The organism is Pedobacter sp. MC2016-05, from assembly GCF_026239735.1.
Lineage (GTDB): Bacteria > Bacteroidota > Bacteroidia > Sphingobacteriales > Sphingobacteriaceae > Pedobacter.
Genome location: NZ_JAPIVT010000005.1, coordinates 133,653 through 153,330, shown reverse-complemented (window position 1 = coordinate 153,330; position 19,678 = coordinate 133,653). Strand labels below are relative to the sequence as shown.

Here is a 19,678-nt window from a genome sequence, read left to right as displayed (position 1 = left end):
TTTTTTAGCTTATTGGAATGTTATCAAACTTTCACATTTGTAAACAGCGCTATCGATAGATCTAACTGATCTTGCTAAAAACTAAAAAATATGAAAATTGCCTACTGGATAGTCAGGAAAAACACGGCTAAGAATAACTAATAACGTAGGATTCGCTTTCCATATTATAAAAAATTGAAGATGAGTCATCTCTAATTTTCTGATAAACATCACATTATCATTTTTAAAATATCTAAATTTTAAATCAGCAGAAACAAGGAATTTTCCTACCTTTGTATCCCGTACAAAAAGCGGCAATATTTACCATTTGCCGTAAAAAATCACAAACATGACTAAGTATATTTTTGTTACGGGCGGTGTTACTTCCTCATTGGGTAAGGGCATCATTTCCGCATCTTTAGCTAAACTTTTACAGGCACGTGGCTACCGTGTAACCATTCAAAAATTCGATCCTTATATCAATATCGATCCAGGAACACTGAATCCTTATGAACATGGCGAATGTTTTGTTACTGAAGATGGTGCCGAAACCGATCTGGATCTTGGTCACTATGAGCGTTTCTTGAACGTTCCAACTTCACAAGCAAACAACATTACTACTGGCCGTATTTACCAAAACGTAATTAACAAAGAACGTAAAGGTGAATATCTGGGTAAAACTGTTCAGGTTGTGCCCCACATAACCGATGAAATTAAGCGCAACATGCGTATTTTGGGCGATAGTGGTGATTACGATATCGTTATTACTGAACTAGGCGGAACCGTTGGTGATATTGAATCTCTACCTTTTATTGAGGCTGTTCGTCAGTTTAAATGGGAAGAAGGAAGTTCAAATGCGATTGTAATTCACTTAACATTAGTGCCTTATTTAGCTGCTGCGGGCGAATTAAAAACTAAACCAACACAACATTCGGTTAAGGCATTATTGGAATACGGTATCCAGCCAGACATCTTAGTTTGTCGTACTGAACATCACTTAGGTTCTGATTTGAGAAAAAAAATTGCTCTTTTTTGTAACGTTAACATCAACGCCGTAGTCGAATCTATGGATGCGTCTACTATTTATGATGTTCCGTTGTTGATGATGAAAGAACAGTTGGATAAAACGGTTTTAGCTAAATTAAAACTCCCAACTAAAAACGAACCAGATATGGAAAGCTGGAAAGAGTTTTTAGGACATTTAAAAAATCCCACAGCTGATGTAACTATTGGTTTGGTTGGTAAATATGTGGAGTTACCAGATGCTTACAAATCGATTATCGAATCTTTTGTGCATGCTGGTTCTAAAAACGAATGTAAAGTTCGCGTTGAATATATCCACTCTGAAGGCATTTTTCCTGATAACGTAAAAGAAAAATTAGGTCACTTACATGGCGTTTTAGTAGCACCAGGTTTCGGAAGTCGTGGTATTGAAGGGAAAATTGATACCATTAAATACGTCCGCGAAAATAATATTCCATTTTTCGGAATATGTTTAGGTATGCAATGTGCTGTTATTGAGTTCGGGCGGAATGTTTTGGGCTTAAAAGATGCGCATACTACCGAAATTGAAGCTGATTCTAAAAATCCTGTGATTAACATGATGGAAGAACAGAAAAATATTGTCAACATGGGCGGTACCATGCGTTTAGGTTCATATCCTTGCGACATTAAGAAAGGAACGAAAGCATTTGCTATCTACGGCAAAGCACACATAAATGAGCGTCACCGTCATCGTTACGAATTTAACAACGATTATTTAAAGCAGTACGAAGATGCTGGAATGATTGCTTCTGGAATTAATCCACAAACAAATCTGGTGGAAATTGTAGAGTTAAAAAACCATCCTTTTTTCGTTGGAGGACAGTTTCACCCAGAATTAAAATCAACAGTTGCTAATCCTCACCCACTTTTTGTTAAATTTGTCGCCGCTGCGATGGAGTTTGCGAAAAAGAAAACGAATTAAAAGCAGTACAAACAAATATAATGGATAGAAATACCTTTACAGGATTATTCCTGATTATGATCATCTTGGCGGGATCATTCTACTTTTTTGGGCCAAAAGATGCTGAAATAAAAAAAGAAAATGCCAGAATCGACTCTATAAAGAGAGCTGATTCACTAAAAAACGCTGGAATTAAACCAGTTTTAAAAGACACAACTGCTGTAGCAACTACACCAACTGTAGATTCTTTGGCTTTAAAAGGTCCTTTCGGTTCTGCAATAACAGGAATAGATGCAAAAACAGTTTTAGAGAATGAGAAATTATTAATCAACCTAAGTAATAAAGGTGGTAGAATTATCTCGGTAGAAGTTAAAGGACAAAAAACCTATGCTGGCAAGCCGCTAATATTATTTGACGGAAATGCCAATAAATTTGGCTTAACTTTAAATGCTGCTGGCAAAGTAATCAACACTAACGATTTATACTTCACTCCTACTAAAGCTGGTAATACCGTAACCATGCGTGCTAATTATGGCGCAAATGCTTATGTTGAGTATGTTTACGATTTAAAAGCTGCAAGTAATAAAGTTGGCTTTAACATCAACCTGGTTGGCTTACAACAAGTAATTGCCGGAAATAACATTTCTTTAAACTGGCAAACTATCTTACTACAACAAGAAAAATCTTTGGAAAGCGAGCACCGTTATTCGGCTCCATACTATAAATATGTAGATGGTGATGTTGATCACTTAAGTGTATCAAAAGATGAAAAAGAAGATTTAGGAAAAGGAAAAATTCAGTGGTTTTCATTTAAACAACATTTTTTCTCTGCAACGCTAATTTCGAAGGATGGTTTCGAAAAAGGAAGTTTAGAAGTAAAAATCCCAACAGCTCCTGGTCAGGTTAAATTTTATGATGCTAATATGCAATTACCTTATGCGCATCTTGCAAACCAGGCATACAGCATGGAATTCTACTTTGGTACCAACAAATTCTCTGCTTTAAAAGATCAAGGTTACGATTTAGAGAAACAAGTAGATTTAGGTTACTGGCCGTTAAAATACATCAACCGTTTTATCGTATTGCCTGTATTTAATTTTCTTAACAACTTCGGCTGGAATTTCGGTTTAATTATTTTGGTATTAACCATTTTATTAAAAGTTGCGTTATCTCCATTAACTTACAAGTCATACCTATCAATGGCTAAAATGAGGGTATTGAAACCAGAAATGGATGAAATTAAAGCCAAAGTAGGTGAGGATAATCCAACCTTGGTTCAACAAGAATATTTAAAACTTTACAAAAAGGCTGGTGTAAATCCACTTGGTGGTTGCTTACCAATGGTTTTACAATTACCGTTGGTAATGGCTTTCTTCTTCTTCTTCCCTAACCTTTTCGAATTACGTGGAGAAAGTTTCTTATGGATGAAAGATTTATCAACTTATGATGAGTTTATTAAATTCGGATTTAAAGTTCCATTTATTGGCGATCACTTGAGTTTAATGTGTGTTTTGATGACGGTTTCAACATTAATCATGACTTACTTCAACAATCAGGTTTCAGGTGCAACTGGCCAAATGAAATACATTGGTTACATCATGCCAATCATTTTCTTAGGCGTTTTAAACAGCTATCCGGCAGGTTTGAATTATTATTATTTCTTGGCCAACTTAATGACTTTCGGACAGCAGTTCTTAATTCGTAAAATGGTAGATGATGATAAAATCCATGCTTTAATTCAACAGAATAAAGCAAGACCAGCTGATGAGAAAAAGAAGAAATCTAAGTTTCAACAACGTTTAGATGATTACATGCGTCAGCAACAACAGGCAAAAAAATAATTAAATGATTATAAAAGAGCCTCGATTGTGAAAACAGTCGAGGTTTTTATTTTTACTGAGAATTTTAAAAATATTATAGTTATCAATTCTAATTTAATTTCACTAAATTGAAATAACCAAACACAATCCTCCCTATTTTTTATTTACTGGTTTAACGCCCTCAAATGAAAATATGGAATGTATTGTTAATCTCCCTTACGCCTTTTTATTTATTCGGTCAAAACAGTCTGGGTCCTCGGCTTACTGCCATGGGCAACAGTGGCACCGCCGTTACCGATGTTTGGGCGCTACAGTCAAATCCATCGGGAATAACCTCGCTCGAGCAGCCAACCATTGCCTTAAACTACATTAAACTTCTTTTTAGTGATGAAATTAGTACACAAGCGCTAGTTGCTGTTCTACCTTTAAAAAACAATTTTGTTGGACTTAGTTTCCAACGCTACGGATTTTCAGAATACAATGAGAGCAAAATTGGTTTTGCTTATGCCAAAAAATTTGGCAACAAACTATCAATCGGCCTTAACGCAAACTATCATCAACTTAAAATTGCGAATTATGATGCTTCAACAGGTTTTTCATTAGATGTTGGGGCGCTTTACCATTTTAATAATGAATTTACTTTCGGAGCATTTTTAAGTAATCCATCAAAACAAAAATTCAGCAACACTGAAATATTAATAGAAATTCCAACATCGATTAATGTTGTTGCAAGTTATCTGGCCTCTGATAAGGTATTAATTGCTACATCTATCAGTAAAAAACTTGATGAATCGATTGATGTTAGCTTGGGTATCGATTATAAAATTATCAGTTTATTGAGCCTACGCGGTGGTTTAAGTGCAAAACCTTTTAAGCAATATGCTGGATTCGGTTTAAACTATAAAAAGTTCTTGTTTGATATGGCAACTACCTATGATGCCAACCTTGGTTATGCACCCCAAATTGCAATTGCTTATGCGTTTTAGACTTATAACATTGGTATTTGTAGTGACGGGTTTCATTGCAAACGCTCAAATTGCTGAGCAAGAAGTTGATGTTCGAGATATTTTGGAAAGTGTAGCAGAAAATCTTCCTGACGATTATGATATGACTGAACTAATTGAGGTGCTGACGAGATATAAAAAGCATCCAATTAATCTTAACAAAACTTCGCCGGAAGAATTGAAGACGCTTGTGTTTTTGTCTCCTCTTCAAATCAGTAACTTCTTTTCCTATTTAAAAGATAACGGAGATTTTGTTAATGTATTGGAGCTTCAAAGTATTGATGCATTTGATATCAAAACTGTAGAGAGTTTGTTACCCTTTGTTACTTTGAGTGTTGCAACAGAATACGAAAAACTTAGCTTCAAAAATATCTTAACTTTAGGAGAGAATGATTTAGTGATGCGTTTTGCACAAACTTTGCAGACGCAAAAAGGTTTTACAGATTTACCCGGAAACCGATATTTAGGATCTCCAGAAAAGTTTCAAGCCCGCTATCGTTACCATTATGGAACAATTGTTTCAGCCGCCATCACCCTGGATAAAGATGCTGGTGAAAAATTCGTTGGTAAACCATTTGATTTCTACTCTGGAAATATTGCATTATTTAAATTAGGTAAAGTTAAAAAGTTAGTAATTGGAGATTACACCTTACAATTCGGACAAGGTGTTACCATGTGGTCGGGGTTTGCCTTTGGTAAAGGGCCAGATGTTACCAGCGTGGCAAAAAAAGATTTGGGCTTGCGTCCTTATACTTCAGCTAATGAATATTCATTTTTAAGAGGTGCATCCGCGACAATTAATCTTTACAAAAATATTGACATTACTCCTTTCGTCTCTTTTAGAAATCTTGATGCAAGTCAGGAGCTAGATTTTGATGGCAATCTAGTTCAAGCAACAATTAATCAAAGTGGTTACCACAGAACACCGACAGAAATCGAAAACAAAAATTCTTTGACTCAACAGGTTTATGGAGCAGCACTTCAATATACCAAAAATGAATTTGGATTTGGTGCCATTGCTTATCATAGTAAATACGGAAATAGTTTCATTACACAAACTGCGGTTTACGATCGGTTTAGTTTTACAGGAAATTCATTAACAAATTTGGGTGCCTATTATAATTATACCTACGAAAATATTTACTTCTTTGGTGAAGTTGGAAAAAGTTTAAATAGCAGTTTAGCTTATGTTAATGGTGCTTTAATCAGTCTTTCTCCTATAGTTTCTGCTGCAATAACGTATCGGAATTATGAAAAGGATTATCATAATTTTTTTAATCAGGCATTGGCTGAGGCAAGCGAAGCGATAAACGAAAAAGGATTGTATGCAGGCTTAAACATCACTCCAAACAAAAAATGGGCGTTCGCCATTTATGGCGATTACTTCCAATTTCCTTGGTTAAAATATCGTGTAGATGCACCATCGAAAGGCTACGAAATCTTAAGTCAGGCGGTTTACACCCCGAGCAAAACCTTTAAATTTTTAGCAAGATTTAAAACTGAACACAAACAACAAAACACCGATTTGGATGTCCCGATTAACTTTTTGGATGATGTTAAGAAAGAAGGCTACCGCATAGAAGTGAGTTGGCAACTCAATAAAAAATGGAGCTTTCAAAACCGAATGGAAGTTTCTCAATATAAAAAAGGCGAAGCAAATCGTGAATTTGGCTATCTGATTTACCAGGATGTAGATTACTCTCCGATGTTTTCTAAAGTCACCGGAAATCTAAGAATTGCATATTTCAACACACCAAGTTACAACAGCCGGATTTATGCCTACGAAGATGATGTGCTATATAGTTTTGCCTTCGGAATGTACAGTGGAAAAGGTTTCAGGACTTACTTAAACCTGAAATATAACCTTGCTAAAAAATTAAATATTTGGGCAAGATACGCCATGTTTGTTTATAAAAATGTAGAAACAGTTGGTTCATATTTGGACGAAATACAAGGCAATAAAAAATCAGAGATAAAAATTCAGTTGAGGTATCAATTTTAAAATATGTTTAAAGCAGAATATATTTTCGCAAGGATTCTAATTCCTTTTTTAATTGGGATTGGCATTTTTTACTTCATCGCAACGCAAAGAATGATTTTGATTACTGAGATTACGTTGGTAGTGATTTTCATTTTTTTATTAACTATTAACATAATTTACAAAAAGGCTAAGGGCTATAAGTTTAAAGGCATAACAGGATCTTTAATTTTTATTTTCTTTTTTATACTGGGAGGATTACTATGCCTCTTAAATAATCACAAGCTGAGGCAAGATTACTTCGCCAAAAAGAAATATACTTACTTAAAAATTTGGATAAATGATGAACCCGAGCAAACAAATGATATTTTAAGGTTTACGGCAAACGTAGTTTCGGGTTACGAGAATTCGAGCCACGTTAAGCTGAGCGGACAATTATTGCTAGCTTTGAAGGTAGATAGCCTAAGCCCAGTAAAATTAAAATATGGTGATGAGTTGATAGTGTCCGCAAAATATCTGGAAGTTGAACCCCCATATAATCCCGCTGAATTTGATTTTAAAAGGTGGCTGGCCAGCAAAAACGTTTACGAACAAACATTTATCAACCAAAAGCACTTGCTTAAAACTAATAGAAATACTGGAAATCCGATTATAAAGTTTGCCTTGGATTTGAGGGAAAAGCAGGTGGCAAAATACCGAAAACTAATAAAAGATGATGAAGCTTTTGCAGTTGCATCGACACTCATTTTAGGATATCGGGCTGATTTAAGTAAGGAAACGCTAGCAGCTTATTCTAAAACTGGAACGATACATGCACTCTCTGTTTCCGGTAGTCATGTGGCGATAATTTTCTTTGTGCTAGATTTTTGTTTAGCTTTTCTGGACAAAAAACGTTCACTTAAAATTCTAAAGTTTATCCTCATCTGTAGTCTGATTTGCGGCTATTCATTAATTACAGGTTTATCTCCATCTGTCGTCCGGGCGACGATTATGATCACAATTTTCATCACAGCTAAAACTTTCGCCAGAAATAAAAACGGATATAACACTTTAGCATTTGCGGCATTTTGCCAGCTGATTTACAATCCATTCTTAATTTGGGATGTTGGTTTTCAACTGTCATACCTGTCCGTTTTTGGTTTAATTTATCTTCAACCAAAGATTTACAAATGGATTTACGTTAAAAATAAATGGCTGAATAAAGTCTGGCAATTGATTGCACTTTCTCTATCGGCACAATTGGTTACATTTCCGCTTTGTATTTATTATTTCCATCAGTTTCCTGTCTATTTTTTAATAGGGAATTTGTTTATCTCTATTCCGCTTATTTTTATTATGGTTTTAGGAATTGCTATTCTAGTTCCATTTATAGATAAAATTTCCCCAATTTTTGAATGGATAATCGTTACTACAAACACCGTTTTAAAACGGATTGCCGATTTACCATTTTCTACTTTTTCATCGGTATGGATTACTCTTCCAGAATTAATCTTGATGAGTATTGCTTTGGGCTTATTGATTTACGGGCTTGTCGGTAAGAGTGCTAAATTTTATATCTTTTCCGCGTTGATTTATGTCGCCTGTTCTGCAATTACCCTTTATAATGATTGGACGGCTATCCATCAGAAGAAAATTATCTTTTTCACCTTAAGAAAAAATTATGCAGCTGCATTTATTGATGGTAAAACCGCAATTTTACTTACCGATTTAAGCTCAGACGATAGAAATTACGAATTCTTTATTGAGCCCGCACTGCAACAATCTCAGATTAATGCAATTAGATTTACCAATTTGGAAAGAGACACCGTTTCGAAGAATTTCATTAAAAAAGATAACCAAATTGTATTTTATAAGTACAATATTCTACTGATTGATGAACACCTTAATTATAAAAAGATAGTAATCGATAGTAAATTTTCAAGCGTTTGGTTAACAGCTAATAACAAATACAATTTGCAAAATCTTCCTAAAGAATTAACATTTAGACATTTAATTATCGACGCTACAAATAAAGATTATAAAATAGCAACCTTTAAAAAATTTGCGGAGAATAATAAAATAGAAGCTCATATTTTAAAGAAAAATCCTGCATATTTGGTTTACCTAACCCAATAACATGGAAAACCTGGTTTTGTACCGTGTGGAAGAAAGAATTGCCACCATAACCCTCAACAGACCCGAAAAAAGAAACGCACTAAATCCTCAATTAATTTTGGAATTAACTGAGAAATTTATTCACGCATCAGAAGATGATGCGGTTAAAGTAATCGTATTAAACGCCAATGGAGGTTCATTCAGTGCGGGTGCAGATTTAGAGTATCTTCAACAATTACAACAAAATACCTTTGAAGAAAATGTTATAGATTCGAACAACTTAAAAAAGCTTTTTACAACCATTTATTATCTTCCGAAAATCGTTATTGCACAGGTAGAGGGACATGCAATCGCCGGAGGATGCGGATTAGCCACAATATGCGATATTATTTTCGCCACCCCTGAAAGCAGTTTTGGCTATACAGAAGTTAAAATCGGCTTCGTACCGGCTATCGTTTCTTGTTTTTTGAAGCAAAAGGTAAACGAAACTATAGCTAAAGAATTATTGCTAACTGGAAAAACCTTCACAGCTCAGGAAGCTTTGGAATATAAATTGATAAATTATGTAACAAATTCAGCAGAAATTAATCGAAGTGTTAAAGAATTTGCACTACGTTTGTGTGGCGGGAGTTCTGGTAATTCGTTGATGATCACAAAACAGCTAATTAACCAAACAACAAATCCCTTACTGGAGAAAAGCTTGGAATTTGCAGTACAAATAAATGCTAGAGTGAGGGAAAGTGAAGATTTTAAAAAAGGAATTGCTTCATTTTTAAATAAAGAAAAAATTAACTGGTAAAAAACTAAACTTAAATAAAAACATGTTAAAATCAATCAAAACAAGCGTTGTCGCTTTAATCTTAGTTAGTGGTGCAATAATCGCACATGCGCAAAAAAAAATTGCTGAAGGTACGATTACTTACGGCTTGGAATATAAATTAACTGATGAGCAAAAAGCTGCAATGGGTGGTCAGGAACCACCTGCAGAAATGAAAGTTAAATTCAATAATGGTTTAACTAAAATTGAAATGGAACAAGGTCCTGCTTTAATTGGTATCGTTTCTGATAACAACGAAAAAACTGGTTTATTATTAATTGATGTGCCTATCGCTCAAAAACAATTCGCCGTAAAACAATCAAAAGAAGATGTAGAAAAAGCTATGGGTGCAATCGCTAAGTTTTCAGATTTCAAAGCAACTGGCGAAAAACAAACTGTAGGTGGTTACAATGCTGAAAAATATACATTTAAAGATGATAAAGGTGGCGCTCACGAATTATGGGCAACAAAAGATGTAGAACTTCCGAACGTAGGTTCTCAAAACTATTTCCCAGGTTTAGGTGCATTTCCAGTAAAGTTTACAATGGTTCAACGCGGTATCGAAACTACAACAACATTAAAATCAATTGCTGAAGGTAAAGTGGGTGCAATTTCGAAAGACGTTCCGGCAGGTTACGAAGTAGTAACTATGGACGAATTAATGAAAATGCAAGGTGGCGGAGAATAACTAACTTATATCTTACAATCAAAGGCTTTTTAACTGCCGGCTTTTATTTAAATTAGCCCAAAAGTTAAAAAGCTTTTTTTATGACTAATTTTCTATGATAAAAAACTTATTACTCAAACTTTCAATTGTTTGCATTGCCGTTTGTGCACTTGTTGATGCAAAAGCTCAAGGCATAAATTGGGCAAAAGATGGCAATTCTTATTATCAAATTACCAGCGGAGAAATTGTTTCTGTTACGCTACCTAAAAGTGAGAAAAAAACGATTATTTCCCGGGCACTTTTAACGCCTTCTGGAAAAGATGCCCCTATTGCAGTTCGTAGTTTTCAACTTTCTGCCGATGGAACTAAAGCTTTGATTTACACCAATAGTAAAAAAGTTTGGCGTTACGATACACGTGGCGATTATTGGTTGGCTGATTTAACAGCGAATAAGATCACTCAAATAGGTAAAGACAAGCCTGCATCATCGTTGATGTTTGCAAAGTTATCGCCCGATGGTAGTAAGGTTGCTTATGTAAGCAAACACAATTTGTATGTGGAAAATACTGACGGGACTAACATGAAGGCCTTAACAATCGATGGAACAGACCGAATGATTAACGGCACTTTTGATTGGGTTTACGAGGAAGAATTCGATTGCAGAGATGGTTTTAGATGGAGTCCTGATGGAAAATCTATTGCTTATTGGCAAATCGACGCTACTAAAATCAAGAATTTTTTAATGATTAATAATACCGATTCGATTTATCCCTTCACCATTCCTGTAGAATATCCGAAAGTGGGCGAAAATCCATCAGCTTGTAAAGTTGGTATTGTCGATGTAAATACTGCTAAAACCAATTGGTTAAATATCCCTGGCGATAATATTCAACATTATATTCCTCGGATGCAATGGGTTCCAAATAGCAATGAGGTAATTCTCCAACAATTAAATCGCGAGCAAAATGAAAGTATTGTATTTATTTGCGATGCAACCAGTGGCGCTGCTAAAGCCATTTATACCGAAAAAGCAAAAGCATGGATTGATGCCCAAGATGAGTGGAAATGGTTAAATGACAATAAGGAGTTTACCATTTTATCTGATAAAGATGGATGGGCACACCTTTATAGAATTAGTCGTGATGGAAAAAAAGAAACGCTGGTAACAAAAGGAAATTACGATGTTGTCGATGTAAAATTAATCGACGATAAAAATAACTATTTGTATTTCATCGCTTCGCCTAATAATGCCACACAACGTTATTTGTATAAAACCAAGCTTGATGGTAAGGGCAAGTTAGAACAAGTTACGCCATCTATCCTGCTTCCTGGCACGCACAGCTATGATATTTCCCCTAATGCAGCTTTCGCTCGTCATACCTACAATAGCGCTACAGTAAGGCCGGTAACCGAATGGATGAATTTTACTACAGGCAATCCATTCACCATGGATGGTAGCATTACTAACCAATTATCAAAACAAGAAGCACCTAAAAATAAAGTAGAATTCTTTAAAGTAACTACAGAAGATGGTGTTGAATTGGATGGTTGGATGAAAAAACCAGATAATTTTAATCCCGATAAAAAATACCCTGTAGTATTTTATGTTTATGGCGAACCTGCTTCTCCAACAGCCTCTGATACTTATGGAGCGGGTAGAAATCCGCTGTATGCCGGCGATATGGCCAAAGATGGTTATATCTATATTTCTATGGATAATCGTGGTGCGCCTGTTCCTAAAGGTGCAGCCTGGAGAAAGGGTATTTACAAAAACATTGGCGTAATTAATATCCGCGATCAGGCCATGGCCGCAAAAAAACTGCTGGCTACAAATGCATTTATGGATAAAGATCGTGTTGCCGTTTGGGGCTGGAGTGGCGGTGGTTCATCCACTTTAAACTTAATGTTTCAATATCCTGAAATTTACAAAACAGGTATCTCCATTGCAGCTGTTGGTAACCAATTAACTTACGATAATATTTATCAGGAACGTTATATGGGCACTCCTTTTCCAAGCAAAGAAGCTTATGTTAAGGGCTCTCCTATTACTTATGCCAAAAACCTGAAGGGTAATTTACTTTACATTCACGGTACTGGCGATGATAATGTTCATTATCAAAATGCCGAAATGTTAATTAACGAATTGATTAAAAACAGAAAGGTTTTCCAATTAATGAGCTATCCAAATCGTACGCACAGTATTTCTGAGGGCGATGGAACGAGTGAACATTTATCGCTCACTTATACTAAGTTTTTGAAAGATAACTGCCCTCCAGGCACAAAATAGAATTGATATTTGAAAAGCAATTTAGCGGGGAATCGGTTTCGATAGCCCCGCTTTTCATTTTAATCTTTTTTGTAAAAATCAACCTCGCAGGTTTTAAAAACCTGCGAGGTTTCTCAAAAAAGTATTACATTTCAATCGGATTTAAAATGCAATGTTCTGCATTCTCCTTAATGTTAGCTTAGCATAAAGCTTAACATCCGGCAGGGAAAATTTATTTTATCAATCCCATAATTATTAGTGAAACTACTATGGCGATTCCGAAACTCAGCAAGGTACCAATTAGTACATATTCGGTTAATTTTAAATCGTGTGCTTCTTTTAAATCGCCAAAGCGGAAAATAGATTTAGCCGCCAACAGAAAACCTACAGCCTCAAAGTGATTGGTGAGGATGAAAACAAAAATCAATGTCCGCTCTAAAATACCAATATATTTCCCTGCATTCTGCAAAGATTTCGGACTCTCATCGTCGCTTTCTGGTAACCACTTGGCAATAATTACTTTCATAATGATGGATGTTGGCATAGTCAAAAATAAAACGCCCGAAATTATAATCCACGTGTGCGTTTCATTTATAAAACTGATATTTAAATAACCATTATAGAAAAAATTCCATACTAATACAATAGAGCTGAAGTGCAAAAGCTGGTCAACAAAAAATAAGATTCTGGCATTTTTATTTGTTTGAAAGATCGATTTTAAGGCATCAATTATGAGATGCAAGGCACCGATTGATAAAGCTATTTTCCAAACATTAAAGCTTAAAAAAACAACAAAAATTAATCCTATATGAACCAGGACATGTAGATATAATTTGCTTGATTTTAGCTTCTTTCTTTCCTTATCTTTCACCCATGAATTAGGTTGCAGAAAAAAATCTCCAACTAAATGCGCTATAATGATTTTAATTAAATAGATCTCCATTATTTCGAAAGCGTTTGGTTCAATTTTTTACGGTATAATTTATCCATCTCCATCAATTCAGAATAATGAGCACGTTTTAAAGCCTCACTTACCAAAGATTGGGTTCTGCCTGAAAGCACGGCTAGCTCACTTTGCAACACATTTTCGTTTTCTAATGCCAGTTTGACCATTTCTGCAGCAACTATTCCCCAACTATCCATTGCAATTAAAGACAGCTTAATCATAACATTAATTTCTTCATCGAAATCAGGGAAGTCAGTTTTAATAGCCAGATTAACTTTTGCTTGTTTTAAGCTATCAAAAGCTGCTCCAGAGTTTACAAATGCATCTCCACTTGATTCTGAAAGTTTTTTACGCTTGCTTTTTATATCACCGATTCCAATGCCCATCCTCACATCTGCAGGTTTATTTATTCTGATACAAGCTTTTAGATAAGCTGCAGTTTTGATAGCATTTTCTGTCTCTACCTCTACCTGGAAGCTATCCCCACGATAAATCTCCCACTTATTATTCTGCTTTGAAACTACTTTTAAAGCATTTTTTAAGCTCAATAACCAGCTATCCTTTATCTTTCTTGAACCTATTATATCACCTGTTATAATACAAATCATAATACAATATCGGATTATTAAATCATATTCCAAAAATTATCGGCTAATTACCCGATATTTCTATTTATCGGGTAATTACCCGATATTTTAAATTATCGGCTAATTACCCGATATTGATTTAAAACTTATAGCATGATTTATTGTTTAGTACTCATGGCATTAATAGAATTTACAAAAAGAGGTATTTACTGCAAGCAAGGAGATTTTTATGTAGATCCTTGGTGGCCTGTAGATTACGCCGTAACCACACATGGCCATAGCGACCATGTACGTTTTGGAAATAAACATTACCTCTGCCACACCTTAACAAAGCCTATAATTAAACGCCGCATTAGCGAAGATTTAAATGTAGAAACCCTTAATTATGGCGAAAGCATCGTTCGTAACGGTGTAAATATTTCATTTTATCCTGCAGGCCATATCATTGGTTCGGCACAAGTTAGATTAGAATATAAAGGGGAAATCTGTGTTATTTCCGGCGATTATAAAACTGAAGATGATGGGATCAGTGATATTTTTGAACCCATAAAATGCCATTCATTTGTATCTGAAAGCACTTTTGGTTTACCTGTGTATAAATGGCAAAAACAAGATCTCGTTTTCGATAAAATTAAAAGTTGGGTTAGCGATAATATTCCACAACAAAAAACAAGTGTATTAATTGCATATAGTTTAGGAAAAGCACAACGTTTAATTAAAAATCTTGCGGGCAGTGTTCCTATCTATGTTCACAATAGTATCGCAAACCTAAATGAAGTAATTATCAATGCTGGTGTAAACTTGCCAGAAACGATTAGAATTACACCCGAAACTACCAAGGATGAATTACAGAGGGGAATTGTAATTGTGCCACCAGCCATGCGTGATAGCCGATGGATTAAGAATTTATCCCATCCGGTTACTGGTATTTGCTCAGGTTGGATGCAGGTTCGGGCACACCGTCGCTGGCAAAGTGCCGATGCGGGTTTCGCCCTCAGTGACCACGCCGATTGGACAGGGCTAATGGATGCCATTACTGCAACCGGCGCAGAAAAAGTTTATGTTACCCATGGTTTCACGGCCGCTTTTAGTCGGTTTTTAAATGATGAGGGCATTGAATCAGAAGAAGTAATGACCAAGTTTGGGCAAGAAGACGATGAAGAAAATAAAGTTGATCTTGCTGACGGAGAGAATCAAAAGAAAGAAACTGAAAACATAAGCGCAGAATGAAAAGATTTGCAAAACTCATTCAGCAGCTTGAATTGAGCAATAAAACCAATGACAAAATTGCTGCATTAGTAGATTATTTTAATTTTGCCGATGATAAAGATAAGATTTGGGTCATCGCCCTGTTCACAGGTAAAAAGCCCCGTCGACCAATTAAATCAGCATTGCTTAAATATTGGGCAATAGAAATTACACAAACACCCGAATGGTTATTTTCTGAAAGTTACTCGAACGTGGGCGATTTAAGTGAAACCATTGCCCTGCTCCTCCCGCCTGCAGAGAAAACTTCAGATATTCAATTACATAAATGGATTGAAAATTTGCACGATTTGGAAGGTAAAGATGATGAAACTAAAAAAGATTTCATCTTAAATGCCTGGAATACCTTAGAAACACAAGAACGATTCATTTTCAATAAACTTATTTCAGGCAATTTCAGAATTGGGGTTTCCAATAAGATGCTGGTGAATGCCCTGGCCAAGCAAAGTAGTTTGGATAGTGCCCAAATTATGCATAGCATTATGGGCAAGTGGAATCCTTATGAAATTACTTTTACCGAGCTGATTAATGGGGCACATGTAAATACAGATAACTCCTGGCCGTATCCCTTTTGCCTTGCTTATGCTTTGGAGCAAGAGCCAGAAAAGTTAGGCGATATTGCCGAATGGCAAGCCGAATGGAAATGGGATGGTATCCGCGGACAAATTGTTAAAAGAAATGGTGAATTATTTATATGGAGCAGAGGCGAAGAATTGGTAACAGAGCAATTCCCAGAACTACATTTTTTAATTAATATTTTGCCAGATGGTGCAGTTTTAGATGGTGAAATACTAGCGGTACAGGACAAGCAGGTTTTATCTTTTAGTACTTTACAGCAACGTTTGAACCGCAAAACGATCAGTAAAAAACAACTGGAAGACGCCCCTATTGGTTTCTTCGTTTACGATATTCTGGAGTTTGAGGCAAATGATTTTCGCGAACATCCTCTTAGTGAAAGAAGAAAAATATTAGAGCAGTTAATTGGTAGTTTAGATGAAAGTGCTGTAATTCTATCACCAGTTATAAAGTGTAAAACCTGGGAGGAATTAGCGGAGTTAAGACAAACCTCACGTTCAATTAACAGTGAGGGAATTATGCTTAAAAAACTGAGTTCACATTACCACAGTGGTCGTAAACGTGGCGATTGGTGGAAGTGGAAAATAAATCCTTATACCGTTGATGCAGTGATGATTTATGCCCAAAAAGGTAGTGGCAGAAGAGCAAATTTTTTCACCGATTATACCTTTGCCGTTCGCGATGGCGAAAACCTGGTTACTATTGCAAAGGCTTATTCTGGCCTAACCGATAAGGAAATTAAAGAAGTGAATTCTTTTGTAACCAAAAATGCAATAGAAAAATTTGGACCAGTGAGAACCGTAAAACCTGAACTTGTTTTCGAAATTGCATTTGAGGGAATTGCAGAAAGTAAAAGACACAAAGCTGGTTTGGCACTCCGTTTTCCACGGATTTTAAGATGGCGGAAAGATAAAAAAGCTGCTGAAATTAACACATTAGATGATTTGCGACAGTTGTTAGCATCAACGTTTATAAATGATTAGAAAATCAGGTTTCTGTGTTTATCGGAACCGAAAGCCCTGCCATACACTTTACTCACCCGATTAAAAGAATCGGGTTTCGTGCTCGCTCCTGTCAGGTTTATTTTACTTAGGTTTACCTTACTATTTTAAACCCGACAGAAGCGAAAATATCCCGATTTTTCATCGGGAATTGTAGCAAATGGCGGGACTAATGCTACCAAAGAATTACTGAAATTGCTTTTCAAGTTAAAAATTTAGAATTACAATTATACATGGACCAAACGAAAACCAAAGGCTACAAAAAAATTAAGCAATGGCTTAAAGCCAATGGTCGTAAACCATTTAAATTTCAGGAAGATGCCTGGCAAAACTACTTAAACGGTTACAGCGGATTGGTGAATGCTCCAACAGGATTTGGTAAAACATTTTCGTTGTTTTTGGCCATAGCCATAGAGGCGCTAAATGCATCAGAATTAAGCAATAAAAAAGCAAAAGACCGTTTGCAACTCATTTGGATTACCCCACTTCGCTCCCTGGCTAAAGATATTGCAAGAGCGATGCGTGAAACACTTACCGAACTTGAATTAGATTGGCATGTTGGAGTAAGAAACGGCGATACATCGCAGGCAGAGAAAGTTCAACAAAAGAAATCGATGCCCGAAATTTTATTGATTACACCTGAAAGTTTGCATCTTTTGCTGGCACAAAAAGGCTCTTCAACTTTATTTAAAAACCTGAAATGCATAGTAGCAGATGAATGGCATGAATTGTTGGGAAGTAAACGTGGTGTATTGGTAGAACTTGCTATTTCCCGGATTAAAGGTTTGCAAAAATTGGAAAAAAATCAGTTTTTAAGAGTATGGGGAATTTCGGCGACCATTGGAAATATTGAAGAGGCTTTGGATGTTTTGGAGCCTGATGAAACGGCGAAAAGAATCATTATCAAGGCCGACCTAGAAAAGAAAATCATCATTAAATCCATTCTTCCCGATGATATTGAAACCCTGCCTTGGGCCGGGCATTTGGGTTTAAAACTGGCTTACAAACTTCTGCCTATTATTGAGAAAAGCAAAACCACTCTTATTTTTATCAATACCCGCGGGCAATCGGAAATGTGGTACCAGCACTTGCTAAATATCGAACCCGAATTGGCAGGAAGGATTGCTATTCACCACGGTTCAATAGATTTTGAACTCAGAAACTGGATTGAGGACGCATTACATACGGGGCAACTGAAGGCTGTTATTGCGACTTCATCCTTGGATTTAGGTGTAGATTTTAAACCTGTTGATACCGTTGTTCAGGTGGGTTCGCCTAAAGGTGTTGCCAGGTTTTTACAACGTGCCGGCCGTTCGGGGCATTCACCCCATGAGGTTTCGAAGATCTATTTTTTGCCGACACATGCTTTAGAATTAGTAGAAGCAGCAGCAATTAAAGAAGCGGCCAAAACCAATAATATAGAAAGCCGTGAGCCGTTCATTATGGTTTTCGATACTCTGGTTCAGTACCTGGTTACTTTAGCTATTGGAGATGGCTTTGATGACAAGATCATTTATGAGGAAATCAAAAATACCCACGCTTTTAAATTAATCTTGCCAGAGGAATGGTCTTGGGTAATGCAATTTATTACTTCAGGTGGCGATAGCTTAGGTGCTTATAATGAGTTTAAAAAGGTAACGAAAGATGAAGACGGATTGTGGAAAGTTAAGAGCCGACAGCTGGCTATGCGACATCGTTTGCATATCGGTACTATAGTAAGTGATGCGATGTTAAAGGTAAAATTTCTTTCCGGCGGGTATATCGGCATGGTAGAAGAATATTTTGTTACCCGCTTAAAAGCCGGCGATAATTTCCGTTTGGCCGGTCGGGTTCTGGAGTTTGTTCATGTTAAAGATATGACGGTAATTGTTCGCGTGAGTAAACAAAAAAATGCCATTTCTCCAAGTTGGAATGGTGGCCGTTTGCCTTTGTCTTCAAACTTGGGTTCGGTATTGCGGAAAAAATATAATGAGGCATTGGATAAAACCCATAACGATGAAGAATTGGATTCTGTGTATCCATTATTTCTTTTGCAAGAAAAGCGTTCTCATGTACCACGCAATGATGAATTGTTAATTGAATTGATTAATAACAAAGAAGGTTTTCATCTTTTTGCTTACCCATTTGAAGGGCGTTTAGTTCATGAAGTTTTGGCGGCTTTGGTAGCCTACCGTTTGAGCAAGCTTTTGCCGATAAGTTTTTCTATTGCAATGAACGATTATGGTTTTGAGCTCTTAAGCGAAACCGAAATTCCTATGGATGAATCTATCGCTTACGAAGTTTTCTCGCCAAAAAATTTAACAGAAGACATTACGCTAAGTATCAATTCAACAGAAATGGCTCGAAGAAAGTTCCGCGATATTGCCTGCATTTCAGGTTTGGTTTTTCAGGGGTATCCTGGTAAATATGTTGCCAATAAACATCTCCAGTCATCTGCAGGTTTATTTTTTAATGTTTTTAGCGATTACGATAAACATAATTTACTTTTGCGCCAGGCATACGATGAAGTTTTTTATCAGCAGTTGGAAGAGCCAAGATTGGCTGCCGCGTTAGAAAGAATTCAAAATAGTGAGGTAATCATTACCCATCCTCAGAGTTTTACACCATTATCATTTCCGATTAAGGTTGATAGTTTACGGGAAAATATGAGTTCGGAAGAATTGGAACAACGAATTGCAAGGATGAAAGCTGAATCGGAGAAATTTAAGTAAATTACCCTTTTACTGTTTCGT

At 36.1% G+C, this 19,678-nt stretch carries 13 protein-coding genes; 11 read left to right on the top strand and 2 right to left on the bottom strand.

Annotated features, from left to right (window positions below; all coding sequences use genetic code 11):
* Nucleotides 1-328 precede the first annotated feature (328 nt).
* The 8 genes from OQZ33_RS09225 to OQZ33_RS09190 all read left to right on the top strand — a co-directional run bounded on the left by OQZ33_RS09225 (nucleotide 329) and on the right by OQZ33_RS09190 (nucleotide 12,591).
* Nucleotides 329-1,945, top strand: a complete 1,617-nt coding sequence (locus OQZ33_RS09225; protein ID WP_056848918.1) for a CTP synthase — start codon at nucleotides 329-331, stop codon at nucleotides 1,943-1,945.
* A gap of 20 nt (nucleotides 1,946-1,965) precedes the next feature.
* Nucleotides 1,966-3,765 carry a membrane protein insertase YidC gene (yidC, locus tag OQZ33_RS09220; RefSeq protein WP_265798753.1) on the top strand — a complete coding sequence of 600 codons (1,800 nt, stop codon included), beginning with the start codon at nucleotides 1,966-1,968 and terminating at the stop codon, nucleotides 3,763-3,765.
* Nucleotides 3,766-3,929: 164 nt separating this feature from the next.
* Entirely contained in the window at nucleotides 3,930-4,730 is an 801-nt protein-coding gene (locus OQZ33_RS09215; protein ID WP_265798752.1) for a hypothetical protein, read from the top strand.
* Nucleotides 4,720-6,750, top strand: coding sequence for a helix-hairpin-helix domain-containing protein (locus OQZ33_RS09210; protein WP_265798751.1), 2,031 nt, complete (start codon nucleotides 4,720-4,722; stop codon nucleotides 6,748-6,750). The genes OQZ33_RS09215 and OQZ33_RS09210 overlap by 11 nt, the downstream gene beginning before the upstream one ends.
* Before the next feature lie 3 nt (nucleotides 6,751-6,753).
* On the top strand, nucleotides 6,754-8,841 hold the full coding sequence (locus OQZ33_RS09205) for a ComEC/Rec2 family competence protein (protein ID WP_265798750.1): 2,088 nt from the start codon (nucleotides 6,754-6,756) through the stop codon (nucleotides 8,839-8,841).
* 1 nt (nucleotide 8,842) lies between these two features.
* Nucleotides 8,843-9,619, top strand: coding sequence for an enoyl-CoA hydratase/isomerase family protein (locus OQZ33_RS09200; RefSeq protein ID WP_265798749.1), 777 nt, complete (start codon nucleotides 8,843-8,845; stop codon nucleotides 9,617-9,619).
* Nucleotides 9,620-9,641: 22 nt separating this feature from the next.
* Nucleotides 9,642-10,325 (top strand): DUF4412 domain-containing protein, encoded by a 684-nt coding sequence (locus tag OQZ33_RS09195; protein ID WP_056848912.1) that lies wholly within the window; start codon nucleotides 9,642-9,644, stop codon nucleotides 10,323-10,325.
* 94 nt (nucleotides 10,326-10,419) lie between these two features.
* Nucleotides 10,420-12,591 (top strand): S9 family peptidase, encoded by a 2,172-nt coding sequence (locus OQZ33_RS09190; protein WP_265798748.1) that lies wholly within the window; start codon nucleotides 10,420-10,422, stop codon nucleotides 12,589-12,591.
* 211 nt (nucleotides 12,592-12,802) lie between these two features.
* Here the strand turns inward: OQZ33_RS09190 and OQZ33_RS09185 are convergent, their stop codons facing one another.
* Both OQZ33_RS09185 and OQZ33_RS09180 read right to left on the bottom strand, forming a co-directional pair.
* Complete coding sequence (locus tag OQZ33_RS09185) at nucleotides 12,803-13,513, bottom strand: DUF3307 domain-containing protein (RefSeq protein ID WP_265798747.1); 711 nt, start codon at nucleotides 13,511-13,513, stop codon at nucleotides 12,803-12,805.
* The gene (locus OQZ33_RS09180) at nucleotides 13,513-14,124 is read right to left on the bottom strand and encodes a SatD family protein (RefSeq protein ID WP_265798746.1); all 612 of its coding nucleotides are present in this window, start codon (nucleotides 14,122-14,124) and stop codon (nucleotides 13,513-13,515) included. Before OQZ33_RS09180 ends, OQZ33_RS09185 begins: the two co-directional genes overlap by 1 nt.
* Nucleotides 14,125-14,256: 132 nt before the next feature.
* Here OQZ33_RS09180 and OQZ33_RS09175 point away from each other — a divergent pair, with 132 nt between their 5' ends.
* The 3 genes from OQZ33_RS09175 to OQZ33_RS09165 all read left to right on the top strand — a co-directional run bounded on the left by OQZ33_RS09175 (nucleotide 14,257) and on the right by OQZ33_RS09165 (nucleotide 19,657).
* Complete coding sequence (locus tag OQZ33_RS09175) at nucleotides 14,257-15,333, top strand: ligase-associated DNA damage response exonuclease (RefSeq protein ID WP_265798744.1); 1,077 nt, start codon at nucleotides 14,257-14,259, stop codon at nucleotides 15,331-15,333.
* Nucleotides 15,330-16,928, top strand: coding sequence for an ATP-dependent DNA ligase (locus OQZ33_RS09170; RefSeq protein ID WP_265798743.1), 1,599 nt, complete (start codon nucleotides 15,330-15,332; stop codon nucleotides 16,926-16,928). The genes OQZ33_RS09175 and OQZ33_RS09170 overlap by 4 nt, the downstream gene beginning before the upstream one ends.
* Nucleotides 16,929-17,179: 251 nt before the next feature.
* Nucleotides 17,180-19,657: a ligase-associated DNA damage response DEXH box helicase gene (locus tag OQZ33_RS09165; RefSeq protein ID WP_265798742.1), complete on the top strand. Its 2,478-nt coding sequence runs from the start codon at nucleotides 17,180-17,182 to the stop codon at nucleotides 19,655-19,657.
* Nucleotides 19,658-19,678: the final 21 nt, after the last annotated feature.